Origin of the sequence: Streptomyces sp. NPDC006174 (assembly GCF_040614075.1) — a bacterium.
In the GTDB taxonomy this organism is placed as follows: Bacteria; Actinomycetota; Actinomycetes; order Streptomycetales; family Streptomycetaceae; genus Streptomyces.
The window spans coordinates 56270-81024 of sequence record NZ_JBEXTJ010000009.1; the positions used below are offsets into that span (position 1 = coordinate 56270).

The 24755-nt window shown below is 71.4% G+C and carries 29 protein-coding genes and 1 pseudogene; 20 read left to right on the plus strand and 10 right to left on the minus strand.

Translation table 11 applies throughout. The features are described 5' to 3' along the window. Positions 1 to 52: 52 nt before the first annotated feature. The 3 genes from ABZ267_RS21170 to ABZ267_RS21180 form a co-directional block, all read right to left on the minus strand. Positions 53 to 259: a hypothetical protein gene (locus ABZ267_RS21170; protein ID WP_356747361.1), complete on the minus strand. Its 207-nt coding sequence runs from the start codon at positions 257 to 259 to the stop codon at positions 53 to 55. Between the two features lie 60 nt (positions 260 to 319). Further along, entirely contained in the window at positions 320 to 937 is a 618-nt protein-coding gene (locus tag ABZ267_RS21175; RefSeq protein ID WP_356747363.1) for a DUF1707 domain-containing protein, read from the minus strand. A 310-nt stretch (positions 938 to 1247) separates the two neighbouring features. Further along, complete coding sequence (locus ABZ267_RS21180; RefSeq protein ID WP_356747365.1) at positions 1248 to 2750, minus strand: SulP family inorganic anion transporter; 1503 nt, start codon at positions 2748 to 2750, stop codon at positions 1248 to 1250. 395 nt (positions 2751 to 3145) lie between these two features. Here ABZ267_RS21180 and ABZ267_RS21185 point away from each other — a divergent pair, with 395 nt between their 5' ends. The 4 genes from ABZ267_RS21185 (at position 3146) to ABZ267_RS21200 (ending at position 6159) form a co-directional block, all read left to right on the plus strand. Then, positions 3146 to 3583, plus strand: coding sequence for a MerR family transcriptional regulator (locus ABZ267_RS21185; RefSeq protein ID WP_356747367.1), 438 nt, complete (start codon positions 3146 to 3148; stop codon positions 3581 to 3583). Between the two features lie 133 nt (positions 3584 to 3716). Beyond that, on the plus strand, positions 3717 to 4361 hold the full coding sequence (locus ABZ267_RS21190; RefSeq protein ID WP_356747369.1) for a dihydrofolate reductase family protein: 645 nt from the start codon (positions 3717 to 3719) through the stop codon (positions 4359 to 4361). A 298-nt stretch (positions 4362 to 4659) separates the two neighbouring features. Further along, on the plus strand, positions 4660 to 5502 hold the full coding sequence (locus ABZ267_RS21195) for a CPBP family intramembrane glutamic endopeptidase (protein ID WP_356747846.1): 843 nt from the start codon (positions 4660 to 4662) through the stop codon (positions 5500 to 5502). 93 nt (positions 5503 to 5595) lie between these two features. Continuing rightward, on the plus strand, positions 5596 to 6159 hold the full coding sequence (locus tag ABZ267_RS21200; protein WP_356363301.1) for a hypothetical protein: 564 nt from the start codon (positions 5596 to 5598) through the stop codon (positions 6157 to 6159). 89 nt (positions 6160 to 6248) lie between these two features. Here the strand turns inward: ABZ267_RS21200 and ABZ267_RS21205 are convergent, their stop codons facing one another. Beyond that, a complete protein-coding gene (locus tag ABZ267_RS21205) occupies positions 6249 to 6848 on the minus strand; it encodes a helix-turn-helix domain-containing protein (protein WP_356747371.1) in 600 nt (199 codons plus the stop codon). Between the two features lie 200 nt (positions 6849 to 7048). Here ABZ267_RS21205 and ABZ267_RS21210 point away from each other — a divergent pair, with 200 nt between their 5' ends. Next, the gene (locus tag ABZ267_RS21210) at positions 7049 to 9331 is read left to right on the plus strand and encodes a glycoside hydrolase family 3 N-terminal domain-containing protein (protein ID WP_356747848.1); all 2283 of its coding nucleotides are present in this window, start codon (positions 7049 to 7051) and stop codon (positions 9329 to 9331) included. Positions 9332 to 9420: 89 nt separating this feature from the next. On the opposite strand, the gene ABZ267_RS21215 is transcribed toward ABZ267_RS21210, so the two are convergent. Beyond that, positions 9421 to 10287, minus strand: coding sequence for an EamA family transporter (locus ABZ267_RS21215; RefSeq protein WP_356747373.1), 867 nt, complete (start codon positions 10285 to 10287; stop codon positions 9421 to 9423). 109 nt (positions 10288 to 10396) lie between these two features. Between ABZ267_RS21215 and ABZ267_RS21220 the strand changes: the two genes are divergently transcribed. The 3 genes from ABZ267_RS21220 (at position 10397) to ABZ267_RS21230 (ending at position 12919) form a co-directional block, all read left to right on the plus strand. Continuing rightward, complete coding sequence (locus ABZ267_RS21220) at positions 10397 to 10888, plus strand: MarR family transcriptional regulator (protein WP_356747850.1); 492 nt, start codon at positions 10397 to 10399, stop codon at positions 10886 to 10888. A gap of 408 nt (positions 10889 to 11296) precedes the next feature. Then, positions 11297 to 12076: a hypothetical protein gene (locus ABZ267_RS21225; RefSeq protein ID WP_356747375.1), complete on the plus strand. Its 780-nt coding sequence runs from the start codon at positions 11297 to 11299 to the stop codon at positions 12074 to 12076. 201 nt (positions 12077 to 12277) lie between these two features. After that, a complete protein-coding gene (locus tag ABZ267_RS21230; protein ID WP_356747377.1) occupies positions 12278 to 12919 on the plus strand; it encodes a TetR/AcrR family transcriptional regulator in 642 nt (213 codons plus the stop codon). 21 nt (positions 12920 to 12940) lie between these two features. Here ABZ267_RS21230 and ABZ267_RS21235 read toward each other — a convergent pair. Together ABZ267_RS21235 and ABZ267_RS21240 are read right to left on the minus strand one after the other, a co-directional pair. Beyond that, positions 12941 to 13306, minus strand: a pseudogene (locus ABZ267_RS21235) (HAD-IA family hydrolase); the annotation flags it as partial. A 284-nt stretch (positions 13307 to 13590) separates the two neighbouring features. Then, positions 13591 to 14355 carry a GDSL-type esterase/lipase family protein gene (locus ABZ267_RS21240; protein ID WP_356747378.1) on the minus strand — a complete coding sequence of 255 codons (765 nt, stop codon included), beginning with the start codon at positions 14353 to 14355 and terminating at the stop codon, positions 13591 to 13593. Between the two features lie 112 nt (positions 14356 to 14467). On the opposite strand from ABZ267_RS21240, the gene ABZ267_RS21245 reads away from it, so the two are divergent. Further along, positions 14468 to 15490 carry a WD40 repeat domain-containing protein gene (locus ABZ267_RS21245; RefSeq protein WP_356747852.1) on the plus strand — a complete coding sequence of 341 codons (1023 nt, stop codon included), beginning with the start codon at positions 14468 to 14470 and terminating at the stop codon, positions 15488 to 15490. 37 nt (positions 15491 to 15527) lie between these two features. Here ABZ267_RS21245 and ABZ267_RS21250 read toward each other — a convergent pair whose 3' ends face one another. Further along, positions 15528 to 15929, minus strand: a complete 402-nt coding sequence (locus ABZ267_RS21250) for a PPOX class F420-dependent oxidoreductase (protein ID WP_356363468.1) — start codon at positions 15927 to 15929, stop codon at positions 15528 to 15530. A gap of 101 nt (positions 15930 to 16030) precedes the next feature. Continuing rightward, a complete protein-coding gene (locus ABZ267_RS21255) occupies positions 16031 to 16906 on the minus strand; it encodes a TetR/AcrR family transcriptional regulator (protein WP_356363471.1) in 876 nt (291 codons plus the stop codon). 222 nt (positions 16907 to 17128) lie between these two features. On the opposite strand from ABZ267_RS21255, the gene ABZ267_RS21260 reads away from it, so the two are divergent. Next, entirely contained in the window at positions 17129 to 18121 is a 993-nt protein-coding gene (locus tag ABZ267_RS21260) for an ATP-binding cassette domain-containing protein (RefSeq protein ID WP_356747381.1), read from the plus strand. Then, positions 18118 to 18945 (plus strand): ABC transporter permease, encoded by an 828-nt coding sequence (locus ABZ267_RS21265; protein WP_356747383.1) that lies wholly within the window; start codon positions 18118 to 18120, stop codon positions 18943 to 18945. Before ABZ267_RS21260 ends, ABZ267_RS21265 begins: the two co-directional genes overlap by 4 nt. A 15-nt stretch (positions 18946 to 18960) precedes the next feature. Here the strand turns inward: ABZ267_RS21265 and ABZ267_RS21270 are convergent, their stop codons facing one another. Then, positions 18961 to 19425 (minus strand): MarR family transcriptional regulator, encoded by a 465-nt coding sequence (locus tag ABZ267_RS21270; RefSeq protein ID WP_356747385.1) that lies wholly within the window; start codon positions 19423 to 19425, stop codon positions 18961 to 18963. Between the two features lie 145 nt (positions 19426 to 19570). On the opposite strand from ABZ267_RS21270, the gene ABZ267_RS21275 reads away from it, so the two are divergent. From ABZ267_RS21275 to ABZ267_RS21315, 9 genes are all read left to right on the plus strand, one after another. After that, positions 19571 to 20221: a hydrolase gene (locus tag ABZ267_RS21275; RefSeq protein ID WP_356747854.1), complete on the plus strand. Its 651-nt coding sequence runs from the start codon at positions 19571 to 19573 to the stop codon at positions 20219 to 20221. Positions 20222 to 20305: 84 nt separating this feature from the next. Continuing rightward, positions 20306 to 20614 (plus strand): GNAT family N-acetyltransferase, encoded by a 309-nt coding sequence (locus ABZ267_RS21280; protein ID WP_356747387.1) that lies wholly within the window; start codon positions 20306 to 20308, stop codon positions 20612 to 20614. Between the two features lie 32 nt (positions 20615 to 20646). Next, positions 20647 to 20910: a (4Fe-4S)-binding protein gene (locus ABZ267_RS21285; RefSeq protein WP_356747389.1), complete on the plus strand. Its 264-nt coding sequence runs from the start codon at positions 20647 to 20649 to the stop codon at positions 20908 to 20910. 92 nt (positions 20911 to 21002) lie between these two features. After that, positions 21003 to 21689, plus strand: coding sequence for a class I SAM-dependent methyltransferase (locus ABZ267_RS21290; RefSeq protein ID WP_356747391.1), 687 nt, complete (start codon positions 21003 to 21005; stop codon positions 21687 to 21689). A gap of 89 nt (positions 21690 to 21778) precedes the next feature. Continuing rightward, positions 21779 to 22102, plus strand: a complete 324-nt coding sequence (locus tag ABZ267_RS21295) for a gas vesicle protein (RefSeq protein ID WP_356747393.1) — start codon at positions 21779 to 21781, stop codon at positions 22100 to 22102. A gap of 36 nt (positions 22103 to 22138) precedes the next feature. Next, positions 22139 to 22636 (plus strand): gas vesicle protein GvpJ, encoded by a 498-nt coding sequence (gene gvpJ / locus ABZ267_RS21300; RefSeq protein WP_356747395.1) that lies wholly within the window; start codon positions 22139 to 22141, stop codon positions 22634 to 22636. A 1-nt stretch (position 22637) separates the two neighbouring features. Continuing rightward, positions 22638 to 23453: a GvpL/GvpF family gas vesicle protein gene (locus tag ABZ267_RS21305; protein WP_356747397.1), complete on the plus strand. Its 816-nt coding sequence runs from the start codon at positions 22638 to 22640 to the stop codon at positions 23451 to 23453. 4 nt (positions 23454 to 23457) lie between these two features. Next, positions 23458 to 23724, plus strand: coding sequence for a gas vesicle protein GvpG (locus ABZ267_RS21310; RefSeq protein WP_356747398.1), 267 nt, complete (start codon positions 23458 to 23460; stop codon positions 23722 to 23724). Then, a complete protein-coding gene (locus tag ABZ267_RS21315) occupies positions 23717 to 24754 on the plus strand; it encodes a histone protein (protein ID WP_356747400.1) in 1038 nt (345 codons plus the stop codon). The genes ABZ267_RS21310 and ABZ267_RS21315 overlap by 8 nt, the downstream gene beginning before the upstream one ends. The last annotated feature ends 1 nt before the right edge of the window (position 24755 follow it).

Here is a 24755-nt window from a genome sequence, read left to right on the forward strand (position 1 = left end):
TCCGAGGGCTGCCGTTCTCCATCGCTCCCCTTCTGTGGTCAGCGGAATCCGGTCACGGGGCATCAGCCGGCTGGTCGTCCTGCCAGACCCAGCGGCCGTTGGGGTCGGGAGCGTAGAGGCTGCTGCCGCCCGGGAAAGTGCAACCGTCGTTGGGAAGCGCGACCCAAGGATCCTCATCCGTGAGGGTCACGGTCGTGGCTTGCCCATCCAGTGGTCCGCCGTGCAGTTCGACGGTGATGGAGATGGAATCATCGCTCATGTCGTTCTCTTGCCCCGACAGGTACAGACCAATTCTGCCGACTGCCGGCTGGCCCTGGGCCTACGTCGGGTTGCTGCGGAGCTTGCGTCGTTCTCGGGAGTTGGGGTGGCGGATGACTACGCCTCCAGCGCCGCCGGAACCGGTGAGCCGGATCAGCGGAGTTCCCGGGAGCCGGTCGGGTGTGGTCCTGTCCGTGAGGCCGCCGAAGCCGGGGTCCATGGCGCTGGTGTCCGCGGCCCAGGTGTCGGGAATGACGATCGTGACGCCGGAGATCTCTCCGTACGCCTCCACCGTGACCTCCGTGAGGCGGCACTCGGCCCGGGAGAAGTCGAGTGTCACGCCTCCCACGCCTCCGCGAGCGGTCACGTGTCCGGGGACCTCCCAGCGCTCGGGGCCCCGCGAGGCGCCGAAGGTGCCGCCCGTGACCACCGGCGGTGGCTGGTTCGTCGGGGCGGGCGGGCCCGGCAGGTCGGCGGTCAGGACGGCCAGCTCGGCGTAGGTCTTGGACGTCAGCGCCTGCTCCAGCCGCGCGTCCAGCTCATCGAGATCGATGCGCCCCTCGGCTGCCGCGTCACGCAGCTGCTCCACCACCGCCTCCCGGTCGTCGTGGGAGGCCCGGAGGTCTCCTGAGGTGACGGCGGGGCGCGGAGAGGGCTCCGGGGGCTGATGGGCTGTCATGCCCACCAGGATAGGCAGGCAGGAGGACCGGCGGACCGGGGCTGCACGCGTTGACTGTCTGCGTACAGTGGCGGTTCGCAGAAGTCGGCGGAGTTGGTCGAGCGGGTGCGGGCTTCGGCTGATCATGGCCGTACGACCCGTGCTCCTGGAGCTTCCGGGCGACGTCGTGGGACCGGTGAGGTGCTGCGGCACGTCGTCGCCCGGCTGGCCGCTTCGTCGGCTCGCTCGGCCCGGCGATGTGAACCACCGGCGCGATCACCACGCGGCCCGGGAGCGGCGCAGCGCCTCGGCCGTGCGGCCGCAGTCGGAGTCAGTGGCTGGTGAGTTCACCGGTGAGCTTGCCGTGGAGGTCGGCACTCGGGTCGTTCAGGCCGATGATCTCCACCGTCTTGCCGCGCTGCTTGTACTTGGTCTCGACGGCGTCGAGGGCTGCGACCGATGAGGCGTCCCAGATGTGGGCGGCGGACAGGTCGACGACGATCCGGTCGGGGCCGTCGTTGTAGTCGAACTGTCCGACGAGATCGTTGGAGGAGGCGAAGAACAGCTCGCCGGTCACGGAGTACACCACGGTGGTGCCCTCGGGATCGGTGACGCTGGTGACGCGGGCGAGGTGGGCGACGCGCTTGGCGAAGATGATCATGGCGGTGACGGAACCGACGACGACGCCGATGGCGAGGTTGCCGGTGGCGACCACCACGATCACCGTGATGACCATGACGGCGATCTCCCCGGCGGGCAGGCGCTTCAGTGTCTTCGGGGCGATGGAGTGCCAGTCGAAGGTCGCGAACGACACCATGACCATGACGGCCACCAGTGCGGCCATGGGGATGTCGGAGACGACCGGTCCGAACACGATGCAGAGCACCATGAGGAACACGCCCGCCAGGAACGTGGAGAGGCGGGTGCGGGCGCCGGAGACCTTCACGTTGATCATGGTCTGGCCGATCATGGCGCAGCCGCCCATACCGCCGAAGAAGCCGGTGACGATGTTGGCGATGCCCTGCCCGATGGACTCGCGGGTCTTGGAGGAGTGGGTGTCGGTGATGTCGTCGACCAGCTTGGCGGTCATCAGCGATTCCATGAGCCCGACCAGGGCCATCGCGAACGCGTAGGGGGCGATCGTGTTCAGGGTGTCCATGGTGAAGGGCACGTCCGGCAGCCCCGGCGCGGGCAGCGACGAGGGGAGCTCGCCCTTGTCGCCGACGGTCGGCACGGCGATCCCGGCTGCGATCGTGATGGCGGTGAGGATGACGATGGACACCAGGGGGGCCGGGATGGCCTTGGTGATCCTCGGGAAGAACACCATGAGCGCCAGGCCGCCGGCGAGCAGCGGGTACACCGCCCAGGAGACGTCGAGCATCTCGGGGACCTGGGCCATGAAGATCAGGATGGCGAGGGCGTTGACGAAGCCGACCATCACCGAGCGCGGGACGAAGCGCATCAGCTTCGCCACGCCGAGGGCGCCGAGGGCGATCTGGATGATTCCGGCGAGGATGACGGCGGCGATGAGGTAGCCCAGGCCGTGTTCGCGGTTCAAGGGGGCGATGACGAGGGCGACGGCACCGGTGGCGGCGGAGATCATCGCGCGGCGGCCGCCGACGACCGAGATGACCACGGCCATGGTGAACGAGGCGAACAGCCCGACCGCCGGGTCGACACCGGCGATGATCGAGAACGAGATCGCCTCGGGGATCAGGGCCAGCGCGACGACCAGGCCGGCCAGGATCTCGGTACGCCAGACCTTCGGGTTGTTCAGCCAGTCCGGGCGCAGGCCGCGCAGTCGTCCGGCGGGAGTCGGTACGGAAGTGGACAAGGAAGCAGGCACCTGTCGTGCTCGAGCACAGTCCCCCGGCAGGCCGGGCGTGCGGGGAAGGACGCGCAGGGGCCGGGTCGGCAACCTGCGGACGGCCCGCGGGGCGGGTCGGAAGTCGAATGAGGATGGGAGCCTGGCGCGGGTGCGCGGCCGGCAGCTCACATCGGTGTGCGAAGGGCTACGGCGGGCAGGCGCCGGCGATCGGCGTCATGGGCTCGCGCACGCTCTCTCCTGCAAGAATCGGGATCTCGGCCGGGGGCGCCTTCGGCCCCGGAAACGGCGGCGACGGAGCGGGCCGACCGCTCCGGCGTCAGCAACTCTACCCTAACGTTAGAGTAGGGATTGGCGAGTCGTGCGTGCTGGCCGCCGCGACGAGAAGGGCGAGGGTCACAGGCGTGGACGATGACCACATGCAGATCGGCGAAGTCGCCGCACGGACCGAACTGTCCCTGCGCACCATCCGCCACTATGAGGAGGTCGGGCTCGTCATCCCCTCCGCCCGCTCCCAAGGCGGCTTCCGTCTCTACACCGCGACCGACGTGCAGCGGCTCATGGTCATCCGCCGGATGAAGCCCCTCGGTTTCACCCTGGACGAGATGCGCGATCTGCTCGACGTCACCGACCGTCTCGACGCCTCCCGATCAGCCGACAGGGCCGAACGCGCAGAGCTTCTGGAGCGCATGGAGGTCTACGAGCAGACCGCCGCCCGGAAGATCGAGGAGTTGCGCACCCAGCTGAGCCGTGCGGAAGACTTCGCCGCCACCCTGCGCGCCCGGCTCCAGAACGTTGCCGGCACCGACAGCGCTCCGCGTACTGCCGCGGTTCAGGGCTGACCTGAAGCCTGTTCCTCGCCGCGGAGCCGCGCGGTGACGGGCCCGTTGTCAGTGGCGGCTGGCAGCATCGGTGCCATGGCTTCCCGAGTCCGCCGGCACTGCGGGCCCGTCGTCGGCAACGCAGGAGGAACGCATGGCTCAGCTGCTGAGAGTCCAGAACTTCACCGTCTCCAGTGACGGGATCGCGGCCGGTGAGGACCAGACCCTGGAGAGGCCCTTCGGGCATGTCGACCCCGGGCGGCTGTTCTCCTGGGCCGGGGCCACGGCGAGCTGGCCGATGCGTACGGACCCCGGAGGCAGTCGCGGGCTCGACGACTACTTCACGCGGGACTTCGACCGCGACATCGGCGCCGAGATCATGGGCCGGAACAAGTTCGGTCCTCAGCGCGGGCCGTGGCCGGATGACGCCTGGCGCGGCTGGTGGGGTGATGAACCTCCGTTCCGTACGCCGGTGTTCGTCATGACCCACCACGAGCGGCCCTCGTTCACGCTCTCCGACACCACGTTCCACTTCGTCGGAGGCGAACCGGCCGACGTCCTCGCGCAGGCACGGGAGGCGGCGCAGGGCAAGGACGTGCGGCTCGGTGGCGGGGTCACCACGATCCGGGAGTTCCTCGACGCCGACCTCGTCGACACTCTGCACGTGGTGGTCTCGCCGGTGAAGCTCGGGTCCGGGCTGCGGCTGTGGGACTCACCCGACGAGCTGCTCGACCGGTACCACCTGGAGGCCGTGCCGAGCCCGAGCGGGGTGACGCACCACCTGTTCTGGCGGAAGTGAGGGGCAGCGACCTGATATTGCGCCGCATTGACCTCGGGTGCCGGGCGCCAGCAAGATCTCTGGCGTGAAACCTGACATACCGCCTTCGCCCTGGGACCCGCCCTCGTCCTCCTCCGAAGGGTCCGCCTGGCCGCAGGGCCCCGGATCCGCCTGGCAGCAGCCGACCGCCGCCGCCTGGCAGCAGCCCGCCGGGCCTGGCTGGCAGCAGGGCTGGCACGGGCCGCCGCCGCACGGTCCGGTACGGGCCGAGGCCGGGTCGCGCTACGACCAGCAAGGGCGTAACGGGCAAGGCGGCAGGCTGGGGTGGCTCGGGGAGTTGTCGCTCGTCGTGCTGCTGATCGTGGTCGGCATCCTGGTCGTCTCGACGATCGGGGCCGTCCTCGCGGCGGTGCTGGACGCGGGGCCCACGTCGGCGGAGAGCGAGGTGTTCTTCGAGGATCCCGTCGCCGACATGGCTCTCCAGCTCGTCGGCATCGCCATCGGCATACCGATCGTCCTGTGGGGCGCCCGCTACCTGGGCAGGCGGCCGGCCGGGACCGTCTCCTCGGTCCTCGGGAGACTGCGGTGGAGGTGGCTCGGGCTCTGCGCCGCCGTGGCCGTTCCGCTGATCATCGTCCAGTTCGGCGTGATGTTCGCGTGGACCTGGGGGGAGGAATCGGCCGAGCCGTCCGGCGACGGCTTTCCCGGCTGGACCGCCTTTCTGGTGAGCCTGGCCGTGCTGGCGGCACTGGTGCCGTTCCAGGCGGCGGCCGAGGAGTACGTCTTCCGGGGCTGGCTCGTCCAGGTGATCGGGCGGGCCGTGCGGTCGCCGTGGCCCGCCCTCGTCCTCGCCTCGCTCCTCTTCGCCCTGGCCCACGGGTTCGGCGAACTCACCGGGTTCATCCTGCTGTTCTACTCGGCGCTGTGGTGGGGCTGGCTGGTGATCCGGACCGGCGGCCTGGAGGCGGTCATCACTCTGCACATCGCCAACAACCTCCTCGCCTTCGGCCTCGCGGCCGGCTTCGGCGAACTCTCCTCCACCGAGACGGCCGCCGACGCGCCGTGGCAGGCGATGGTCGTCGAGTTCGTCTTCGCGCCGCTGTACTGCCTGGGCATGGCGTGGCTCGCGGACCGGCGAGGCGTTGCGCGGGTGAGTGCCTGAACGACCGCCGGAGTGCGGCGCCGGGACCGGCGGAGATCCTGGTTCGATGAGGGCGGGACCACGGGCAGGGGGCTTGTGGGCGGAGGGGGATCCATGGCGGACGAGGAGCGGTTCCGGGCGAGCGGGTGGCGCGGGCGGGAGGTCGGGATACCGGGTTCCGTCCGGGCCGCGGGGCCGGTCGTGCTGGAGCTCAAAGGCGGCCTGACCACGAGGTTCAGGCTGCAGGCGATGCGGAGATCGGACACGTACAAGTCGTACGGCGAGGAGATCACGGCCACGTACGGGCCCAGGGCCCGCAGAGCGATGCTGCCCGACGGCTACCACCGCGTGGAAGTCAACCGGGTCAGCCCGGGCAAGAACACCGGTTCGGGATTTGCCCGCTGGAAGCTGCGTACCCTCGATGTGACCGAGCTCTCCGTACTGGCGGACACCCTGTCCGGCCGGGCCGACGACGTGGTGTTCTTCGACGGCCACGCGCGCTGCTCGTTCGTGGGGAAGGGCCGCTTCGAGAGCGGTCGGCTGCGATTCACCCCGGCGAGCGGCGGGACGGCCCGGGACATCAGTGCGCAGGGCGCGATCCGACCTGCGGTCGTCGTGCCGGGCAAGGGCTTCCTCTCCGTCTCCACCTGGGGGCCGTGGAAGCTGAAGACGCTGTAGCGGACGAGCCTCCCGCGCGTGGGCCCCGGGTCGTGGAAGCGGAAGCAGTCTGTCGAGGCGTTGGCCGAGCCTCCCGCGCGGGCCCGGCCTCAGAACCGTACGGTCAACTGCGCCTGCACATGCGCCCGCAGGACGCCCGCCATGTCCGTCGCGCAGTCGCTGATCAGCCACTGGATCTGGAGGCCGTCCATCAGAGCGATCAACTGCTGCGCGGCGGCGGCCGGTTCGACGTCGTCGCGTAGTTCGCTCGCCTCGCGGGCCTGGCGGTAGGCCAGTTCGGTGTTGGCGACCGACGTGCGGTAGCGGGCCTCGAAGTACGCGTGTGCCGGATGGTCCGGAGAGGTGGCCTCCGCCGCGACCACCGAGAACAGCTCGACGATCCCGCGCCGCTTGGCGTTCAGCTCCGCGAGGTCCACCAGCCGGCGCAGATGGTCCACGCCTCGGGTGACGCCGAGCGCCAGCCACTCGTCGTCCACGTCGTCGCGGCGCTGGAGCACCGCGAGGAGCAGGGCCTCCTTCGTCGGGAAGTGGTGCAGCAGGCCCGGGTGGGAGATGCCGCAGCGGGTGGCGATGACGCGGAGCGAGGCGCCCCGGTAGCCGGCCTCGCCGAACAGGGTCATCGCCTGGTCGAGGATCTCGATCCGCTTGGCCCGGCCCTTGGCGTAGCCGCGCCGCGTTCCCGGGGTCACGCGTATTCACCCGCTGTCATCGCAACGCCTCTCTCGTTCCCGCCGTTCGCGCCCCCGTGCCGCCGCTGAGCCCGCTCCTCGTGGGTCCGGTGCTCCGGCTGAAGATTCTCACAGGGGTGAAGACGTATCTTTCCAATACTTACCAAGCGGTCGGTATTGAGCGTACGGTACTGCGGAGTGCCGTCGTGAAAGGAACTCCTGTGGGCCTCCTGCCGCCGTACCTCGACCCCGCGCTCCCCGTCGCGGACCGGGTCACCGATCTCCTGGGCCGCATGACGCTGCCCGAGAAGGTCGGCCAGATGCTCCAGCTCAACGCCAAGGAGGGCGTGCGGCACCTCGTGGAGGACCTGCACGCGGGATCGATCCTGCACGCCTCGCCCGAGCGCGTACTGGAGGCCGCCGCCCTCACCGAGAAGACCCGGCTGCGCATCCCGCTGCTCGTGGCGGAGGACTGCATCCACGGCCACTCCTTCTGGGAGGGCGCGACGATCTATCCGACGCAGCTCGGCATGGCGGCCACCTGGGACACGGAGCTGGTGGAGCGGATCGCGCGGGCCACGGCGGTGGAGGTCGCGGCGACCGGCGTGCACTGGACGTTCTCGCCGGTCCTCTGCATCACGCGGGACCTGCGGTGGGGCCGGGTGAGCGAGACTTTCGGCGAAGATCCGTACCTGATCGGTGAGTTGGCCTCGGCGATGGTGCGCGGCTACCAAGGCGAAGGGCTCAGCGACCCGACCGCGATCCTGGCCTGCGCCAAGCACTTCGCCGGTTACTCCGAGACCCAGGGCGGGCGCGACGCCAGCGAGGCGGACATCTCCCGGCGCAAGCTGCGCTCGTGGTTCCTGCCGCCGTTCGAGCGGGTCGCCAAGGAGGGCTGCCGGACGTTCATGCTCGGCTACCAGTCCATGGACGGCGTGCCGATCACCGTCAACGACTGGCTGCTCGGCGAGGTGCTGCGCGGCGAGTGGGGCTACACCGGCACGCTGGTCACCGACTGGGACAACGTGGGCCGCATGGTGTGGGAGCAGAAGATCTACGCCGACTACGCGCAGGCGTCGGCGGCGGCGGTCCGCGCGGGCAACGACATGGTGATGACGACGTCGAAGTTCTTCGAAGGCGCTCAGGAGGCGGTGGCGGAGGGCGCGCTCAAGGAGGCGGAGATCGACGCCGCCGTACGCCGCATCCTGACGCTCAAGTTCGAGCTCGGCCTCTTCGAGAACCCGCGCCATCCCGACCCCGACCGCCAGGCCGAGTTCATCGGCGGCGCCGACCACGCGGTCCTCAACCTGGAGGCGGCCCGCCGCTCGCTGGTGCTCCTGGCCAACGACGGCACGCTGCCGCTGGCGGGCGGACTGGCGGCGGGTGGAGAGGGCCTGGCCACGGGCTCCGGGCCCCGTACGGTCGCCGTCGTCGGCCCCAACGCCGATGACGCGCAGACCCAGTTGGGCGACTGGGCGGGCTCCTCGGGCCAGGCGGACTGGCTGCCGGACGGGCAGCCGCGCGCCATGATCCGTACCGTCCTCGACGGCTTCCGCGACAAGGTGCCGGCCGACTGGACCGTGGCGTACGCGCCCGGCGCGCGCATCCTGGACGTCGGGCCGGACCCGGAGGGCGAGTTCTTCCCGGACGGGCAGCCGCGCCCCGAGGTCGTCGTCCCGGCCGTGCCCGATCCGGCGCTGATCGGTGAGGCGGTGGCCGCCGCCGAGGCCGCCGACCACGTGGTCGCCGTCGTCGGCGACCGGATCGAGCTGATCGGCGAAGGCAAGTCGACGGCGACGCTCGAACTCGTCGGCGACCAGGTGGCGTTGCTGGACGCGCTGGCGGCGACGGGCAAGCCGCTGGTCGTCGTGGTCATCAGCTCCAAGCCGCTGGTGCTGCCGCCGTCCGCGCTCGGTGCGGCGGCGATCGTATACGCGGCCAACCCGGGGATGCTCGGCGGTACGGCGGTGGCGGAGCTGCTCCTCGGCCTGATCGAGCCGACCGGCCGCCTCCCGCTCTCCTTCGCCCGGCACGCGGGACAGCAGCCGACGTACTACAACCAGGTGCGCGGCCAGCACGGCACGCGGTACGCGGACCTCACGCAGAGCCCGGCGTTCGCGTTCGGCGAGGGCCTGAGCTACACGACGGTCACGTACACCGACCTGGAGCTGCTGACGGCGGTCGTCGAGCCGACGGAGGCCGTACGAGCGCGCGTGACGCTCACCAACTCCGGTGCCCGGCCTGCCTTGGAGACCCTCCAGGTGTACGTGAGCGACACGGTGACGTCGGTGACCTGGGCGGAGAAGGAGCTGAAGGCGTACGAGCAGGTGGCGCTGGCTCCGGGGGAGTCGCGGCAGGTGTCGGTCGAACTTCCCGTCTCCGTCTGCACGTTGGTGGACGCGCAAGGGCGGCGCGTGGTGGAACCGGGACGCTTCGAGCTGCTGGTGGGGCCGTCGTCACGGGACGAGGCGCTGTTGCGGGCGGAGTTCACGGTGAAGGGGTGAGGTGGGCTCTGCCGCACGCGAGTTCACGGTGAGCGGTGGATACGGGAGCTGCGCTCGGCGCGAGTCGGAGGCTCGGAGGGTTCCGGGGCCTAGGGTGGTGGTGCGGGCGTCCGGGCGGCGCGCTGGCCGAGCACGACTCCGCACAGTGTGAGTGCGAGGCCGAGGACTTGCCGGCCCGAGAGGCTCTCGCCGGCGAGCAGGAGACCCAGCAGCACGCCCGTCACCGGGTTGAGCAGCCCCAGCAGCCCGACCGTCCCCGCCGGCAGGTGCTTCAGCCCGAGGAACCAGGCGGCGAAGGCGATGGCGGTCGCCACCACGGCGAGGTAGGCGAACCCGAGGAGCGCGGGCCCGTCGAGCACCGGCGGCGCGCCCTCCACGAGGGCCGCGCACGGCAGGAGCAGCAGCCCGCCGCCGAGCAACTGCCAACTGGTGGCGGCGAGTACGTCCACCTCGCCGCTCCACCGCTTGGCCAGGACGTACCCGTACGAGGACATCGCCATGGCCCCGACCGAGGCGAGCACACCGATCGCGTCCACCGATCCGGCGGCGGTGAACACCATCAGGCAGACGCCGCCGACGCCGGTCAGGGCGCCGGCGAGGTGCTTCCAGCCGGGCCGCTCGCCGACCAGCGGCCAGGCGAGCATCATCATGAAGAGCGGCGCGAGGGCCATGATGATCGACGCCAGGCTGGTCGGGAGGCGCTGCGCGGCCACGTAGACGAGGGCGAAGAAGCCGCTCATGTTCAGCGCGCCGAGCACCAGGGACTTCCACCACCAGTCGCCGTGCGGCAGCTTCCGGCAGACGGCCAGGAGCAGCAGCCCGGCGGGGACCGCGCGGAAGGCGGCGCCGTACAGCGGGTGGCTCTCGGGCAGGTACTCGCGCGTGACGAAGTAGGTCGTGCCCCAGGCCACGGGTGCCACGGCCGTGACCAGCGACCATTTCAGGTTACCTTCCATGGAAGCTATTATGCCTTCCATGGAAGGTAATTTTGGGGACGAGGCTCCGGAGAACCTGGACGAGGCGCCGGAGCGCGGCGGGGCCGCGGCGCGCGCGGGTCTCGACCATGTGGCCCGTATCCAGGCCGAGTGGGCGCGGGAGCGTCCGGACGTGGATGTGTCTCCGCAGGCGGTCATCGGCCGCCTGCACCGCCTGGGCCGTCTCCTGACGGCGCGCCTCGACGTGGTCTACGCGGCCCATGGGCTGTCCGAGGGCGAGTTCGACGTGCTGGCCGCGCTGCGCCGGGCCGGCGAGCCTTTCGAGCGCGCGCCGGGCGCGTTGGCCGCGCACACGATGGTCACCACGGGCGCGATGACCAAGCGGATCGACCGCCTCCAGCGCGCCGGCCTGGTGGACCGGCGCCGCTCGACGGCGGACGGCCGGGGCCGGGTGGTCGCACTGACACCGGCGGGCCGGTCGCTGATCGACCGGGCGTTCACCGAGCACATGCGCAACGAGCGGAACCTGCTGGACGCGCTGGACCCGCAGGAGGCGGCGGAGCTGGAGCGGCTGCTGACGGCGTGGCTGGCGCGGGTGGAGCCGGTGGGTGAGGAGGGCTGAGGGGCCGGGTCAGGCGTCACCGGTGCCGCACCGGTGCGCCGGGGCGCCGACCGGCGTGCAGTGGACGGCGTCCACCACGGCGTGATCGGATCGCGCCACCCGTGGAGGTGGGCGACGGTGTCGCCGGGCCGCAACGGACTGCCGTCGCCGGCTGCGACGACCTCGGGGAGCGGAGACCGGACGGACTTCGCGGGCGGTACGGGGGAGGGACGGGGTGATGGAGCGGGCACACTCCTGGGCTCGGGCCTGTCGGCTCTCCGGCTCACCGGGTCTCGCGCGGCGGGTGCGGGGAGGCCAACCCCTGACCCGTACGTCAAGGTCAGGCCCGGCCCGTGTGAACAGGCGTTATGCGGGCAACGGCGGAAAGGGAGGCGGACCCGCCGCCGCGACCGACGTGGGAGAACCGCCGTGACGTACACCGATGCCGAAGACTGCTCGCCTCAGCTGCGGGGCGCGCTCGAATCGGTGATAGGCGGTTACATGGCGTCGGTGGCGGAGGTGCTGCTGACCGAGGAGGTTCCGGTGGCCTCCGTCTCGGCGTACGGCGATGTGCACGACCCGAGCCAGGACGACTTCGCGGGGGACGTGGAAGGAAGCGTGGAGTTCACGCCCGCGTTCAGCCGGACGCTCCTCGGCGACGGCGGCGAGACGGGGCTGCTCTGGTGCGGCGTCTCCGGATGGTGCTTCTTCCACATCCCCGAAGGTTCCGGCCGCTCGCTCCTGGACTCGGCCCGCTGGATGGGCAGCGGGCTGACGCCGGAGCCGGTACGGGTCGCCGCGTTCCTCTCCGAGGTACGGCTGGACCCGCGTGAGGCGGGCAGCGGTGAGCGGCCGTTCTACCGGGCGCCGCACAGCGATCCGGACGTACTGCTCCGGCGCCTCGAAGCCTTCGACACGGAGCTGGGGGCTGACGACGTCGTGACCCACCTGCGGAATGCGGCCTGTCGGCGGCGCGCCGTGGAGGCGCTCACGGCGGAGGACCAGGAGATCGTCGACGTAGCACTCCACACCGGCGAACTGGAGGCGTTGGCAGGCCTGCTGGAGTACGTCGAGGGAGCCACGCCGGACGATGTGCTGCGCGAGCTGGCCCGCCGCCTCGCCCATGACCTGGCCCTGCGGGCGCGCGACGGCGTCGAGAGCGTGGACGAGCACCGTGAGGCCTACTCGTACGCGGAGGAGCAGCGCTGAGGACCCGGCGCGCTCCTACTTCCTGACGCACCGACCGACGCGCCGAACCGACGCGCCGAGAAGAAGCGTTTCCGCGTGCGGGCATTCGCCCGTACGGGTGTGGCGTGGCGCTCCGGCGGCCCTCCGGACGCGCACAATGGGGCGGCGGTTCGTGCAGAGGTGCCGAGGCCCTCTCCCGCACCTTGCGCTGAAGGAGGACCGGTGGCTGATGGCTGGGCGGTTCAGCGGACGGGGCCCGGTGACCAGGCCCGTACCCAGGCGAGGGAACAACTGCTGGACGCGGCAAGGGAGCTGTACGGGGTCGTCGGCTACCGGGAGACCTCCGAGGCGGACCTGTGCGAGGCGGCCGGGGTCACGCCCGAGGTGCTCCGGCAGGAGTACGGGACACGGGAGGGCCTGCTCATCGCCCTGCACAACCGGGTCACCACCATCGGCCTGCGGGCCGCCGAGGCCGCTCTGCTCTCCGAGGGGATCGACGAGTGCGCGATCGCGGAGCGGGTCCGGCGCCTCTTCGACGCGTACGTGGAGTCCGTCACCCGGGACCCGCGCGAGGCCCGGGTCACCTTCGTCGAGGTGCTGGGCGTCAGCGCGGTGGTGGACGAGCACTGCAAGCTCTGGCGCGCGCTGTGGACGGAGTTCCTCACCGGTGAGGCCGAGCGGGCCGTGGAACGGGGCGAGGCGGAGGACCGGGACCACCGGGTCGACGTCATGGTCATGGTCGGCACGGTCCACGAACTGATGGCCCACCACACCCGCCGCTGCCGCCGGGCCCGTCCGGAGGAGGTCTCCGGAGAGCTGACCCAACTGGCGCTGACGATGCTGGGATCGCAGCCGGTGGGGTGAGGGGGCGGAGGTGCGAGGCGGTCACCGGCCGGTGAGGAGGCCGGGCAGGGTGCGCATGTCGTCGAAGACGACGGTGCCAGGGCCTTCGAGATGGTGCGGGGGAGTCATTCCCCCGGCGTAGGCGAAGGCGCGCATCCCGGCGGCCCGGGCGGCCTGAAGACCGTACTGGCTGTCCTCGACCACGGCGCACGCCTCGGGCTCGACGCCCATCCGCTGCGCCGCGTCGAGGGACAGATCGGGCGCCGGCTTACCGTGCTCCACTTCGGTGGCGCTGAAGATGCGGCCCTCGAAGCGTTGGTGGAGGCCGGTGATCCCCAAGGTGAAACGCATCTTCTCGTGGCTCCCGCTGGAGGCCACGCACATGGGGAGGTGGGCGAGCGCGTCGAGGGGGCACCGCGGTCCGCGACCGGGGCACGGGGACCGTGGCCGACGGCAACCTCGGCTGAGCCCGACGGCAACCTCGACTGAGCCTGCGGGCCCTGGATCGGACCCGCCGCTCCGCGTGAGGGCCGGTCCGGGGCCCGCTCGCGGGCGCCGGGGCGTGCTTGCGGGAGCGCGCCGGGTCCTGTCCTCGGCGTCCGGGTCCTGTCCTCGGCGTCCGAGGCCTGCCTCCTCGGCGTCCGCGCCTGCCCTCGCCGTCCGGAGGCCGCTGTGTACCTGCCGGTCGCCGCTCAAGCCGGTTGCGGAAGCGAGGACTTCGGCAGTGCCGACTGCGGAGGTTCCGGCTGCGGAACCGCCGACCGCCGTGGCGTCCGCTGCCGCGCGTACGGCCCGCCCAGCCCCCACGCCTGGTGCATCGCGTCCGCGAAGGCCGCGGCCAGGAGGTGTTCGCCGGTCGGGCCCGGGTGCGTGCCGTCGTACGTGTCCGTGTGGATGTCGTAGCCCGGCGGGCGTGAGGCCAGGAGGAGCGGCGAGGACGGGGTGGCCAGGTCGGCCACGGCCTTGGCGAGGAGTTCGTTGAAGCGGGCGCAGGAGGCGGCGAACGGGGCGTCCGACTCGGCCCGGACGTTCGGTATCACCGGGAGCAGCACCATGCGGATGTGCGGGTCGGCCGTGCGGGCCGCCGCGATGAACGCGCGCGCGTTGGCCGCCGTCTGCTCGGCGTCCGTGTAGAACCCGAGGTCTATCAGGCCCAGCGAGACCAGCAGCACCTCCGCCTCCGCCTCGCGCACCGCGTCCGCGATCACCGGCGCCATGTGCAGCCACCCCTCGCCCCAGCCCGCCAGGTGCCTGCGCGCGGCGGGCGGGAAGGACGGGTCGGCGTAGGCGTCGGAGAGTGCGGCGTTCGTTCCGGGGTCGTAGAGCGTCGTCCGCGGGCCGACGATCTCGTAAGAGTCCGGGCAGACCGTCTCGAAGTGCTGCCACAGCCGGTAGCGCCAGGTGAAGTCGCCGGTGGCGCCGATGGTCATGGAGTCGCCGACCGGGAGAAAACGCATGGCGTCATCATGGCCGATCACGGCTGTGGCCTGCGACGTGACGATGGACACGGTGGTGGCGGCAGGGACCGGACCGGCGGTGGACGGGGCCGGGACCGTGGACACTTGGGCCATGCGTTCGTATCCGAGCCGCCGCCGGGCTGTCGCAGGTCTCGCCGCTCCCGCCGCAGCCCTCCTGCTGCTCCTCGGGGCCGCCTGCCCCGCCGTCGCCGCCGACGGGGAGCCCGACCGTGACTTCACGATCGGGGATTCCCGTATCACCGAGTCCAGCGGCCTCGCCGCCAGCCGTCTGCATCCCGGCGTCTACTGGACGCACAACGACAGCGACGACGGCCCCTACGTCTTCGCCGTCGACTCCCGTACCGGGAAGACCGTCGCGACCATCACCATGCGCGGCGTCGGAGAGCCGCGCGATGTGGAAGGCATCTCCGTCGGGCCCGACGGTGACCTCTACGTCGGTGACATCGGGGACAACCTGGACGGCACCTGGAGCCACGTCTGGATCTACCGCTTTCCCGAGCCCAAGGCCCTCCGCGACGCCACCGTCACCGCCACCCAGTACGACGTGAAGTACGCCGACGGCGCCCGCAACGCCGAAGCGCTGATGGTCCACCCGAAGACCGGACGCGTCTACATCGCCTCCAAGAACGAGGACGGCGGCGGCCTCTACGAAGGCCCGTCCGAGCTCACCACCGGTGCTCCGAACACCTTCCGGCGGGTCGGCGAGGTGCCGTGGGTGACGGACGGGGCCTTCTCGCCCGACGGCGGCTCGCTGGTGCTGCGTTCGTACTTCAGCGCCCGCGTGTACGACTTCGCGGACGGCCGTCTCGGAGAGAGCCGGTCGGTCGCCGCGCCGTTCCAGCGGCAGGCGGAGTCCGTGACGTACACGGCGGACGGCTCGGGCCTCATGTTCGGCTCGGAGGGCGCGCGGAGCGGGGTCGTGCGCGTCGATGTCGACGGCGGGCCGGAGAAGGAGGACGGCCAGGAGCCGGGTAAACCTTCGGGGAGTGGCAGTCCTGCTCAAGGAGCCGGTGACGGCCAAGGTGAGGACGGCAAGGGCAGTGTGGGGCTCGGTGCCGTGGTCGTCATCGGCGTGGGAGTTCTGTGGTTCGCGCTCCGGAAAAAGCGGGGGTAACGAGGGTAGGAGGGGGAGCGCGCGGCGTACGAGGGCCTCAGTCGCCGTTCACCACCGGCCACACCTCGTAATGCAGCGTCCTGTCCCGCTTCAGCCGGTGCACCAGCGGCACCAGCACGCCCTGCACGACCGGGTACTTCCGCGACAGCATCCGCGCCGCGTACGTGTTCTCCTTCGTGCCCGGCCGCAGCAGCCGTGCGTGGGCGCTGATCTGCGGTCCCGTCGGCCTGCCGCGGACCGTGCACGGCGCGAGCTCCACCTTCGGGTGGTTGCGCATCCGCTCGACCTTCCAGGCGGACGCGAACGTACGGATGAACGCGTGATCGCCCTCCACCGCGATGTTCACGGGCGTGCCGACCGACGTGCCGTCCTCGCGGTGCGTGCTCAGCAGGACGGCGTACTGCTTCACGAAAGGAGCGAGCTCCCGGCTGGCGTCCATATATCCATTGGGGCACGCGCCGGGCGCCCTGTCATGTCCGGTCACGTCCGGTACGTCGGTCAGCCGCCCGTTCCCGTCCTCGTCCTCGTCCGGTACGTCGTTCAGCCGGCCGGCCCGTCCGCCGTCCGCTCCGCCACCAAGGCCTCGAAACCGGCGATCAGCCGCTCAAGGCCGAACGCGAAGTGGTCGAACTCCGCGCTGAAGGTGTCCTCGGACATGCCCGCCATCATCGGGTACGCGCCGCTGAGCATGGCCCGCTCCAGGTACGGGCGCTGGCTTTCCCAGAACTCCTCGTCGCTCAGCCCGGTCTGCGCCACCGCCTCCGCCGCGTCCGCCTGCGTCCGGGCGAGGCCCTCCACGAAGCTGTTGACCGTGATGATCACGCCGATCAGCTCCGGGTCGCGCAGGCCCATCGAGCGCAGCGCGGTGAGCGAGAGTTCCAGGCCGCGCAGGGCGCTGGGACCGAGCACGGTACGGGCCTGGTTGATCTTCAGCAGCCACGGGTGGCGGCGCAGGTTGTCCAGGTAGGTCCGGGCCATGGTGTCGATCGCCACGCGCCAGTCGTCGGGGACGGGCTCAGCGGCGGCCGGGAGGTCGGGATCGGCGGCCTCAGGTGCGCCGCCTCCGCCGTCACGCTCGGCGAAGAGCGGCTCGCCCAGCACCCGGTCCAGCATCAGGTCCAGGAGTTCGGCCTTGCCGGGGACGTACCGGTAGAGCGACATCGTGCCGGTGCCGAGCTCCGTGGAGAGCCGGCGCATGGAGACGGCGGAGAGGCCCTCCGCGTCCGCGACGGCGATGGCGGCCGTGACGATCCGGTCCGGCGTGAGGCCCGGTTTGGGGCCGCGACTGGGACGGTCGCCGGTGCCCCACAGGAGCTCCAGGCTGCGCGCTATGTCGCCGCTGCCGGCCGTGGTGCCGTCCGTCTTCCGGCCGGTCGCCGCCGGTGTCGTCGCCGCTGTCGATCCGTCTTTCGCCATGAGGTCAGCGTAGTGCGCCGGAGGTGATCTGGGTACGCCGTACTTGTATTCAGGTACACCGTACTCAGTTTGGGGTACGGTGTACTCAATTCGCTTCCGGGTCGTTCGGAGGCCGGAGAGGCAGGGGGCTGTGCCATGTCCGTTTCATCGACACCGGAGTTCGCGTCCGGGGCGTCCGGGGCGTCCGGGGCGTCCGGGGCGTCCGGGGCGTCCGGGTACGCCGTGCTAGCCGAAGGGGTCGTCAAGCGGTACCGGGCGCGCGGCCGGGGCGGAGTGGAGAAGCGAGCGCTCGACGGGTTCGACCTCGCCGTGCGGCCCGGCACCGTCCACGGACTGCTCGGCCCGAACGGGGCCGGGAAGACCACGGCCGTTCGGGTCCTCGCGACGCTCCTGCGGTACGACGCGGGCCGGGCCGAGGTCGCCGGGATCGACGTGGGACGCGAGCCCCGCCGCGTACGGAGCAGGATCGGGCTCGCCGGTCAGTACGCCGCCGTCGACGAGGGCCTCACCGGACGGCAGAACCTGGAGATGTTCGGCCGCCTCTTCCACCTCGGCAACCGCGGGGCGCGGCTCCGCGCCGGTGAGCTGCTGGAACGGTTCGACCTGGTGGAGGCGGCCGACCGGAGCGCCACGGAGTACAGCGGCGGCATGCGGCGCCGGCTCGACCTCGCCTCCTCGATGATCCTCTCGCCCGACGTGCTCTTCCTGGACGAGCCGACGACCGGGCTCGACCCGCGCGGCCGAGGCGAGGTCTGGGACGCGGTACGCGCTCTGGTCGCGGGCGGTACGACGGTGCTGCTCACCACGCAGTACCTGGACGAGGCCGACCGGCTCGCCTCGCACATCACCGTCATCGACCGCGGCCGGGCCATCGCCGACGACACTCCGGACGCGCTGAAGAACCGCGTCGGCGGCGACCGGATCGAGGTCGTCGCCGCGGAGGCGGACGACCTGGCGGCGGTGGCGCGAGCCGTGGACCGGGTGGCGGGCGGCGGGCTCGTCGCCACCGACGCCGCCACCCGCCGCGTGCACGCGCAGGTCGCCGACCGGGTGGCCGCGCTGACCGAGGTGGCCCGCAGCCTCCAGGACGACGGGATCGCGGTGGAGGACATCGGGCTGCGCCGGCCGAGCCTGGACGACGTGTTCCTCCGGCTGACGGGCCACGACACGGCTGCCGACGACGCGCGGGCCGTACGAGAGGTGGCGGCGGCATGACCGTACGCGCCGCGACCGAGGCGCCCCGCGACCACGGCCGCGCCTACTGGGCGGTCACCGACTGCTGGAACATCACCCGCCGCACCCTCACCCACTACCAGCGCCGGCCGTCCGCCGTCATCTGGCAGCTCGGCTTCCCGATCCTCTCCGTCCTGCTGTACGGGTACATCTTCGGCAGCGCCATGAAGGTGCCCGGCGGCGGTGACTACCGGGAGTTCCTGATGCCCGGCATGTTCGCCATGACCATGGCCATGGGCTTCATGAACACCGCCGTCGCCTTCGTCACCGACGCGGGCAAGGGCGTCGTCGACCGCTTCCGGTCCATGCCGATGGCCCCGTCCGCCTTCGCCTCCGGACGCGGAGCGGCCGACCTCGTGGTGGCGGGCGCCGAGCTGGCCATCCTGGCCGTCACCGCGCTGCTGATCGGCTGGCGTGCGGGCGGCGGTGTGATGCCTGCCGTGGGCGCGTTCGGGCTGCTCCTGCTGCTGCGGTTCAGCCTGATCTGGGTGGGCGTCTGGCTGGGCCTGCTGGTGCCGACGCCGGAGGCGGCCGGCGGGCTGTACGCGGTCGCCTTCCCGCTCACGATGATCTCCAGCACCTTCGTCGCACCGTCCCTGATGCCGGGCTGGCTGGGCACGGTCGCCGCCTGGAACCCGATCTCCTCCACCGCGACCGCCACCCGTGAGCTGTTCGGCAACCCGGTGGCCGGCGGCGGCACCTGGGTGGAGGAGCACGCCTTGCTGATGGCCGTGGTGTGGCCGGTGGTGATCACGCTGGTCTTCCTGCCGCTGGCGGTACGGCGGTTCCGGCTGCTGAGCCGCTGAGCGCGGGACGGCCGGTCAGTCGGGCTGCTTCTCCATGTGGGCGAGGACGCGGTTGGAGATGCGGGCGAGCGCGTCCAGCTCCTCCTGGGTGAGCGCGTCGACGAACAGCCGCCGCACGTGGTCCACATGCACGGGCGCGGCCTCCTCGATCGCCGTGCGGCCGGCCGGGGTGGCGACGACGAGCGAGCCGCGGCCGTCGTCGGCGCACTCCTCCTTCGCCACCAGCCCGCGCTTGGCCATCCGTCCGACCTGGTGGGACATGCGGCTCTTCTCCCACTCCAGCAGCTTGGCCAGGTCCGTGAGGCGCATCCGGCCACCGGCCTCGGTGAGTTTGGCCAGGACGAGGTAGTCGGCGGCGGACATGTGGGAGTCGGCCTGGACCTGGCGGGAGAGCCGTCCGATGAGCTTCTCCTGCATGCGGATGAAGCTGTCCCAGGCGGCCTGCTGCTCCGGCGTCAGCCAGCGGGGAGGTGCGTCCATGGAAGGAGCGTAGCGAGGCCGTCGCGGCTCCCGGTGAACCGGCCGCCACAAGGACTGGTTGACGCGTCAACCACTTGCCGCCTAGTGTGGGTGACGCGTCAACTACCTGGCGTACGGCTCCAGAAGGGACACCCCCATGAGCACCGTGAGCACCTCGGACAAGACCGGACTCGACGCGCTGCTGACGCCCGAGGAGAGCGTCCTGGTGCTGATCGACCACCAGCCGTTCCAGTTCGCCAACCTGAACAGCCATGAGCCGACGATGATCGTCAACAACGTCGTCGGACTCGCCAAGGCGGCCAAGGCGTTCGGCGTCCCGGCCATCCTGACCACGGTGCTGGAGGAGCGCGGCGGCTATCTGATCCAGGGCATCCAGGACGTGTTTCCGGAGCAGAAGCCGATCGACCGGACCTTCATCAACACCTGGCAGGATCAGCGCGTCGTCGACGCCGTGAAGGCGACCGGACGGAGGAAGCTGATCCTCGCCGGGCTCTGGACGGAGATCTGCTTGGCGATGCCCGCCATCCAGGCGGCGGGCGAGGGCTTCGACGTCTACGCCGTCACCGACGCCTCGGGCGGTGTCTCGGCGGAGGCCCACGACATGGCGGTGCGCCGCATGGTCCAGGCCGGCGTCGTCCCGATCACCTGGATGGCCGTGATGGGCGAGTGGCAGCGCGACTGGGCCCGCGAGGAGACCGTACCGGCGGCCGCCGAGGTCCAGGCCCAGCACGGCGGAGCCGCCGGGGTGGCCTTCGCCTGGGAGACGCAGCTCCTCGCCGCCGGACGCGGCGCCTGACCTCCCGGTGCTTGACCGCCCGGCGTCTGAAGATGATGTATCAACTGCACCGGTTCACGGTGGAGAAGAGCGAACGGAGGTCCCATGACGGTCCAGGTGGATGACGTTTCCGCGGCCAAGCGGTACGAGGCGAGGGTGGACGGGGGCTCCGATGTCGCGGGGTTCGCGGACTACATCCGTACGACGGAGCTGGTGGCTTTCGTCCATACCGAGGTCGCACCGGAGTACGAGGGCAAGGGAGTCGGCTCGGCCCTGGTCCGCACCGCTCTCGACGAGGCGCGTGCCGCGCGCCTGAGAGTGCTGGCCACCTGTCCGTTCTTCGCGGCCTGGATCGCCCGGCACCCCGATTACCAGGACCTGCTGTACCAGTCCCGCAGCAAGGTCAGCGACTGAACGGCCGGGAGCGGCCGGGACGGGAGGCCGGTATGAGTGACACGACAGGTGGCGCGGGCAGGAGGTCCTACGAGGGCCGCTCGATCACCGTGACCTTCGAGACCGGGCTCTGCCGGCACGCCGCCGAGTGCGTGAGAGGGCTGCCGGAGGTGTTCGACACGGCCAGCCGACCGTGGATCCGGCCCGACGCCGCCGACGCCGATCGGGTGGCGGAGGTGGTACGGCGCTGTCCCTCGGGTGCGCTCCGGTACGAACGCGCGGACAGCGAGGGGGAGCTCGGGCGCCTCTCGTCCTAGGGGTGGCTCGTCGTTCAGGCCGGACAGGGGGTGTCGTGCCGGATCCCGCGAGCCGGGCATGACCGGCACGACACCCCCTAAGGTGGTGCGCCATGACCGCACCCGATCCGGCGCCGGACTTCGTGCGCGCCACCCGCCGCTCGTACGACGCCATCGCCGCCGGATACGCGCGGTGGACCCGCGACGAACTCGCCGCCAAGCCCCTGGAGCGCGGGTTGTTGACCGCCTTCGCCGAGCACGTGGTGGCGGACGGGCGCGGGCTTCCCGTCGCCGATGTGGGCTGCGGGACCGGCCGGGTCACGGCGCACCTGCACGGACTCGGCCTGGGCCTGGAGGTGTTCGGGATCGACCTTTCGCCGGGCATGGTGGCCGTGGCACGCCAGGAGCATCCCGGCCTTCGGTTCGAGGAGGGCTCCATGCTCGGCCTCGGCCTGCCGGACGGCTCGCTCGGCGGCCTCCTCGCCTGGTACTCCACCATCCACGTCCCGGACGAGGAACTGCCGCGCGCCTTCGCCGAGTTCCACCGCGTGCTGGCCCCGGGCGCCCCCGTACAGCTCGCCTTCCAGGTCGGCGACGAGCCGCTGCGGCTGACGGAGGCGCTGGGCGAGGAGGTCTCGCTCGTCTTCCACCGGCGGCGGCCGGAGCGGATGGCCGAGCTGCTGCGGGCGGCCGGCCTGGAGGTGCGGGCCGTGCTGTGGAAGGAGCGGGAGACGGAGGGGCCGTTCCCGGAGCGGGCGCCGCAGGGGTTCGTCCTGGCCAGGCGGCCGCAGCAGGCCTGACCTGGCATTTGCCGTGCCTGAGGCGGAGGCCGTCGCACCACTGGCTCTCCCGAGATGCGGGCAGCCCCGTAGTGACCAGACTGGTCACCATGGCAGAAAAACGTTCAGCGCGTGCCGAACGCTCCTCGACGGGGACCCGCAGCAAGCCCGGGGCCCGTAAGGGGCCCGAGCATGCCGCCCGCGCCGCCTGTCAGAGCCTGGAAGCGCTGATCAGCCACCCGGCCGAGGGCGTCTCCGCGATCCGGCGCACCGACGACGACGGCTGGGCCGTCGTCGTGGACATCCTCGAAGTGCCCCGCATCCCGGACACGACCAGTCTCCTCGCCTCGTACGAGGTGCAGCTCGACGAGGCCTGCGAACTCCTGGAGTACACCCGGGTCCGCCGTTACCGGCGCGGTGCCGCCGACGAGTGACCCCGTCCACTCCGCACGACAGCTGGAAGGACCCCCATGACGACCACGACCTACGTCGACGGAGCCGCTCCGTGCCCGCCCCGCGCCGGCACGCTCTACGACGTGCTGGAGCTCATCCTGGACCGGGGCATGGTGATCGACATCTTCGTACGCGTCTCCCTGGTCGGCATCGAGATCCTCAAGATCGACGCACGCATAGTCGTGGCGAGTGTGGACACCTACCTCCGCTTCGCGGAAGCGTGCAACCGCCTCGACCTCGAACGTGACTCCGGCTCCACCACCGTCCCCGAGCTGCTCGGCGGCTCCGCGGCCCGGTCCGTCGGCAAGCGGAAGGTGCGCAAGGCGGCGGAGTCGGTCGGCGACACCGTACGCAAGGCGGTCGGGGCCGATGACTCCGACGACGAGGACGACGACGCGTACGACGCGTACGACGAGGCGGAGGCCGAGGAGAAGCCCGCGCGTCCGAAGAAGCGGCGCGCTCCTGTGCGCAGCGGAGGCGGCAGCACGAGCCGTCGCCGCCGAGCGGAGGCCTGAAATGCGCGCCGAAGGACCGGGGCTGTACGTGTACGCGGTCGTCCGGGCCGGAACGCCGCTGCCCAGGAAGACCGGCGGCGTGGGCAGCCCGCCCGCACCGCTGCGGACCATCGGCGCGGGCCCGGTGAACGCGGTGGTCAGCGGAGCGCCCGCGCAGCTGCGCGCCCGCCGCCGTGACCTGCTGGCCCACCAGGAGCTCCTGACGCGGCTGGCGGAGAGCGGGCCCGTCCTGCCGATGCGCTTCGGCATGATCGCGCCGGACGAAACCGCTCTGTGCGCCCAGCTGGCCGCGGCGGAGGCGGGCCATCTCGCCGCGCTCGACCGGGTCGAGGGGCACGTGGAGATGAACGTCAAGGCGCTGCCCGCCCACGACGCCCTCGCCGCGCTGGTGGCCGGAGACGCGACCGTACGGCGACTGCGGGACGCGACCCGCAGGCGGCCCGGCTACGAGGCCAGCGTACGCCTCGGCGAAGCCGTCGCCTCGGCCCTGGCCCGCCGGGCCGCCGAGGCGGGCCGGCGTGCGCTGCGCGAACTGGCACCGATGGCCCGCGCGACGGCCGGAGGACCCGAGGTCCCGGGTTGCGCGCTCAACGTGTCGTTCCTGGTCAGCCAGGCGGACCAGGACCGGTTCCGTACGGCCGCCGAGCAGTTCGCGGCGGCCCACCGCGACCACGTCGAGCTCCGCGTCGCGGGCCCGCTGCCCTGCTACAGCTTCGTCGAGGCCGTGGCGTCCGTCGGGCCCGTCGCATCCGTCGCATCCGTCGCGTCCGTCGCGTCCGGAGCGCAGGCTCCGCCCGCGGCCGTGGGTGGTGGCTGACGCCATGGGCCTGGTCTCCGGACTGCTGCTGCTTCCCCTCGCACCTGCCCGGGGCGTGGTGTGGGTCGCGGAGAGGCTCCAGGACGCCGCCGAGCGCGAGCTGTACGACCCCGGAGTGATCCGCGCGCAGTTGGCGGCCCTCAACCACGAGCTCGACGAGGGACACATCGGGCTGGAGGAGTTCGAAGCGGAAGAGGAAAGGCTGCTCGACCGGCTGTACGCCGCGCAGACCGGCCGGACACCGACGACAGAAGGTGACAGGCATGGATGACCAGGCGAAAGTCGCACTCGCAGCCGCCGTGGTGGGCGGATACGTGCTGGGCCGGACGAAGAAGGGCCGGGTGGCTCTGAGCGTCGCGACCTATCTGGCAGGACGCCGGTTCGGACTCGAACCCCGCCAGCTGGCGGCCGAGGGGATGCGCAGGCTCGGTGAGGTACCTCAGGTCGCCGAGTTGCAGGAGCAGTTGAGGGGTGAAGTCCTCAACGCCGGCCGTCAGGCGGTCACGGCCGCCGCCAACCGCTCGATGACCTCCCTGGCGGACGCCATCGGCGAACGGACGGCCCGCCTCACCGCCGCTCCGGAGGACGAGGAGCCGGAGGAGGACGAGGACGAGGGCTCCGAGGAGGAGCCGGAAGCCGCGTACGAGGACGAGGAAGACGAAGAGAGCGAGGAGGACGAAGAGGAGCCGGAGGAGGAGGACGACGAGGAAGACGAAGAGAGCGAGGAGGACGAAGAGGAGCCGGAGGAGGAGGACGAGGAGGAAGACGAAGAAGAGGGCGAAGACGAGGAAGAGCCTGAGGAAGAAGAGGAGGAAGACGAAGAAGGCGACGAGGACGAGGACGAGGACGAGGGCGAGGAGCCGGAAGAGGAGGACGAGGAGGAGGACGAGGAGGAGGACGAAGAAGAGGCGGCGCCTCCGCAAGCCCGGCGCGAGCCTCGCACGTCCTCGCCCCGGAAGCCCGCTGCAAAGAAGCCCCCCGCCAAGAAGACGGCTCCGGCCAAGAAGTCGGCGGCCAAGAAGGCGGCTCCGGCAAAGAAGACGGCCCCCGCCAAGAAGACGGCCCCCGCCAAGAAGTCCGCGGCCAAGAAGTCGGCTCCTGCCAAGAAGACGGCGGCCAAGAAGTCGGCTCCTGCCAAGAAGGCGGCTCCTGCCAAGAAGGCGGCGGCGAACAAGACGGCAGCGAAAAAGACGCCGGCCAAGAAGACGGCCAAGAAGACCGCCCCGGCCAAGAAGTCGGCAGCCAAGAAGACAGCGACAGCGAAGCGGTCAGCTTCCCAGCGCGCCAACCGCCGGAGGTAGT

Coding starts and splice junctions, on each gene's coding strand:
- ABZ267_RS21190 (WP_356747369.1), top strand. CDS start 3,717: ATGGCTCAGCTGCTGAGAGTCCAGAACTTCACCGTCTCCAGTGACGGG.
- ABZ267_RS21255 (WP_356363471.1), bottom strand. CDS start 16,906: ATGGCGAAAGACGGATCGACAGCGGCGACGACACCGGCGGCGACCGGC.
- gvpJ (WP_356747395.1), top strand. CDS start 22,139: ATGACGACCACGACCTACGTCGACGGAGCCGCTCCGTGCCCGCCCCGC.
- ABZ267_RS21240 (WP_356747378.1), bottom strand. CDS start 14,355: ATGCGTTTTCTCCCGGTCGGCGACTCCATGACCATCGGCGCCACCGGC.
- ABZ267_RS21265 (WP_356747383.1), top strand. CDS start 18,118: ATGACCGTACGCGCCGCGACCGAGGCGCCCCGCGACCACGGCCGCGCC.
- ABZ267_RS21175 (WP_356747363.1), bottom strand. CDS start 937: ATGACAGCCCATCAGCCCCCGGAGCCCTCTCCGCGCCCCGCCGTCACC.
- ABZ267_RS21215 (WP_356747373.1), bottom strand. CDS start 10,287: ATGGAAGGTAACCTGAAATGGTCGCTGGTCACGGCCGTGGCACCCGTG.
- ABZ267_RS21170 (WP_356747361.1), bottom strand. CDS start 259: ATGAGCGATGATTCCATCTCCATCACCGTCGAACTGCACGGCGGACCA.
- ABZ267_RS21280 (WP_356747387.1), top strand. CDS start 20,306: ATGACGGTCCAGGTGGATGACGTTTCCGCGGCCAAGCGGTACGAGGCG.
- ABZ267_RS21270 (WP_356747385.1), bottom strand. CDS start 19,425: ATGGACGCACCTCCCCGCTGGCTGACGCCGGAGCAGCAGGCCGCCTGG.
- ABZ267_RS21250 (WP_356363468.1), bottom strand. CDS start 15,929: ATGGACGCCAGCCGGGAGCTCGCTCCTTTCGTGAAGCAGTACGCCGTC.
- ABZ267_RS21245 (WP_356747852.1), top strand. CDS start 14,468: ATGCGTTCGTATCCGAGCCGCCGCCGGGCTGTCGCAGGTCTCGCCGCT.
- ABZ267_RS21290 (WP_356747391.1), top strand. CDS start 21,003: ATGACCGCACCCGATCCGGCGCCGGACTTCGTGCGCGCCACCCGCCGC.
- ABZ267_RS21285 (WP_356747389.1), top strand. CDS start 20,647: ATGAGTGACACGACAGGTGGCGCGGGCAGGAGGTCCTACGAGGGCCGC.
- ABZ267_RS21305 (WP_356747397.1), top strand. CDS start 22,638: ATGCGCGCCGAAGGACCGGGGCTGTACGTGTACGCGGTCGTCCGGGCC.
- ABZ267_RS21315 (WP_356747400.1), top strand. CDS start 23,717: ATGGATGACCAGGCGAAAGTCGCACTCGCAGCCGCCGTGGTGGGCGGA.
- ABZ267_RS21310 (WP_356747398.1), top strand. CDS start 23,458: ATGGGCCTGGTCTCCGGACTGCTGCTGCTTCCCCTCGCACCTGCCCGG.
- ABZ267_RS21200 (WP_356363301.1), top strand. CDS start 5,596: ATGGCGGACGAGGAGCGGTTCCGGGCGAGCGGGTGGCGCGGGCGGGAG.
- ABZ267_RS21295 (WP_356747393.1), top strand. CDS start 21,779: ATGGCAGAAAAACGTTCAGCGCGTGCCGAACGCTCCTCGACGGGGACC.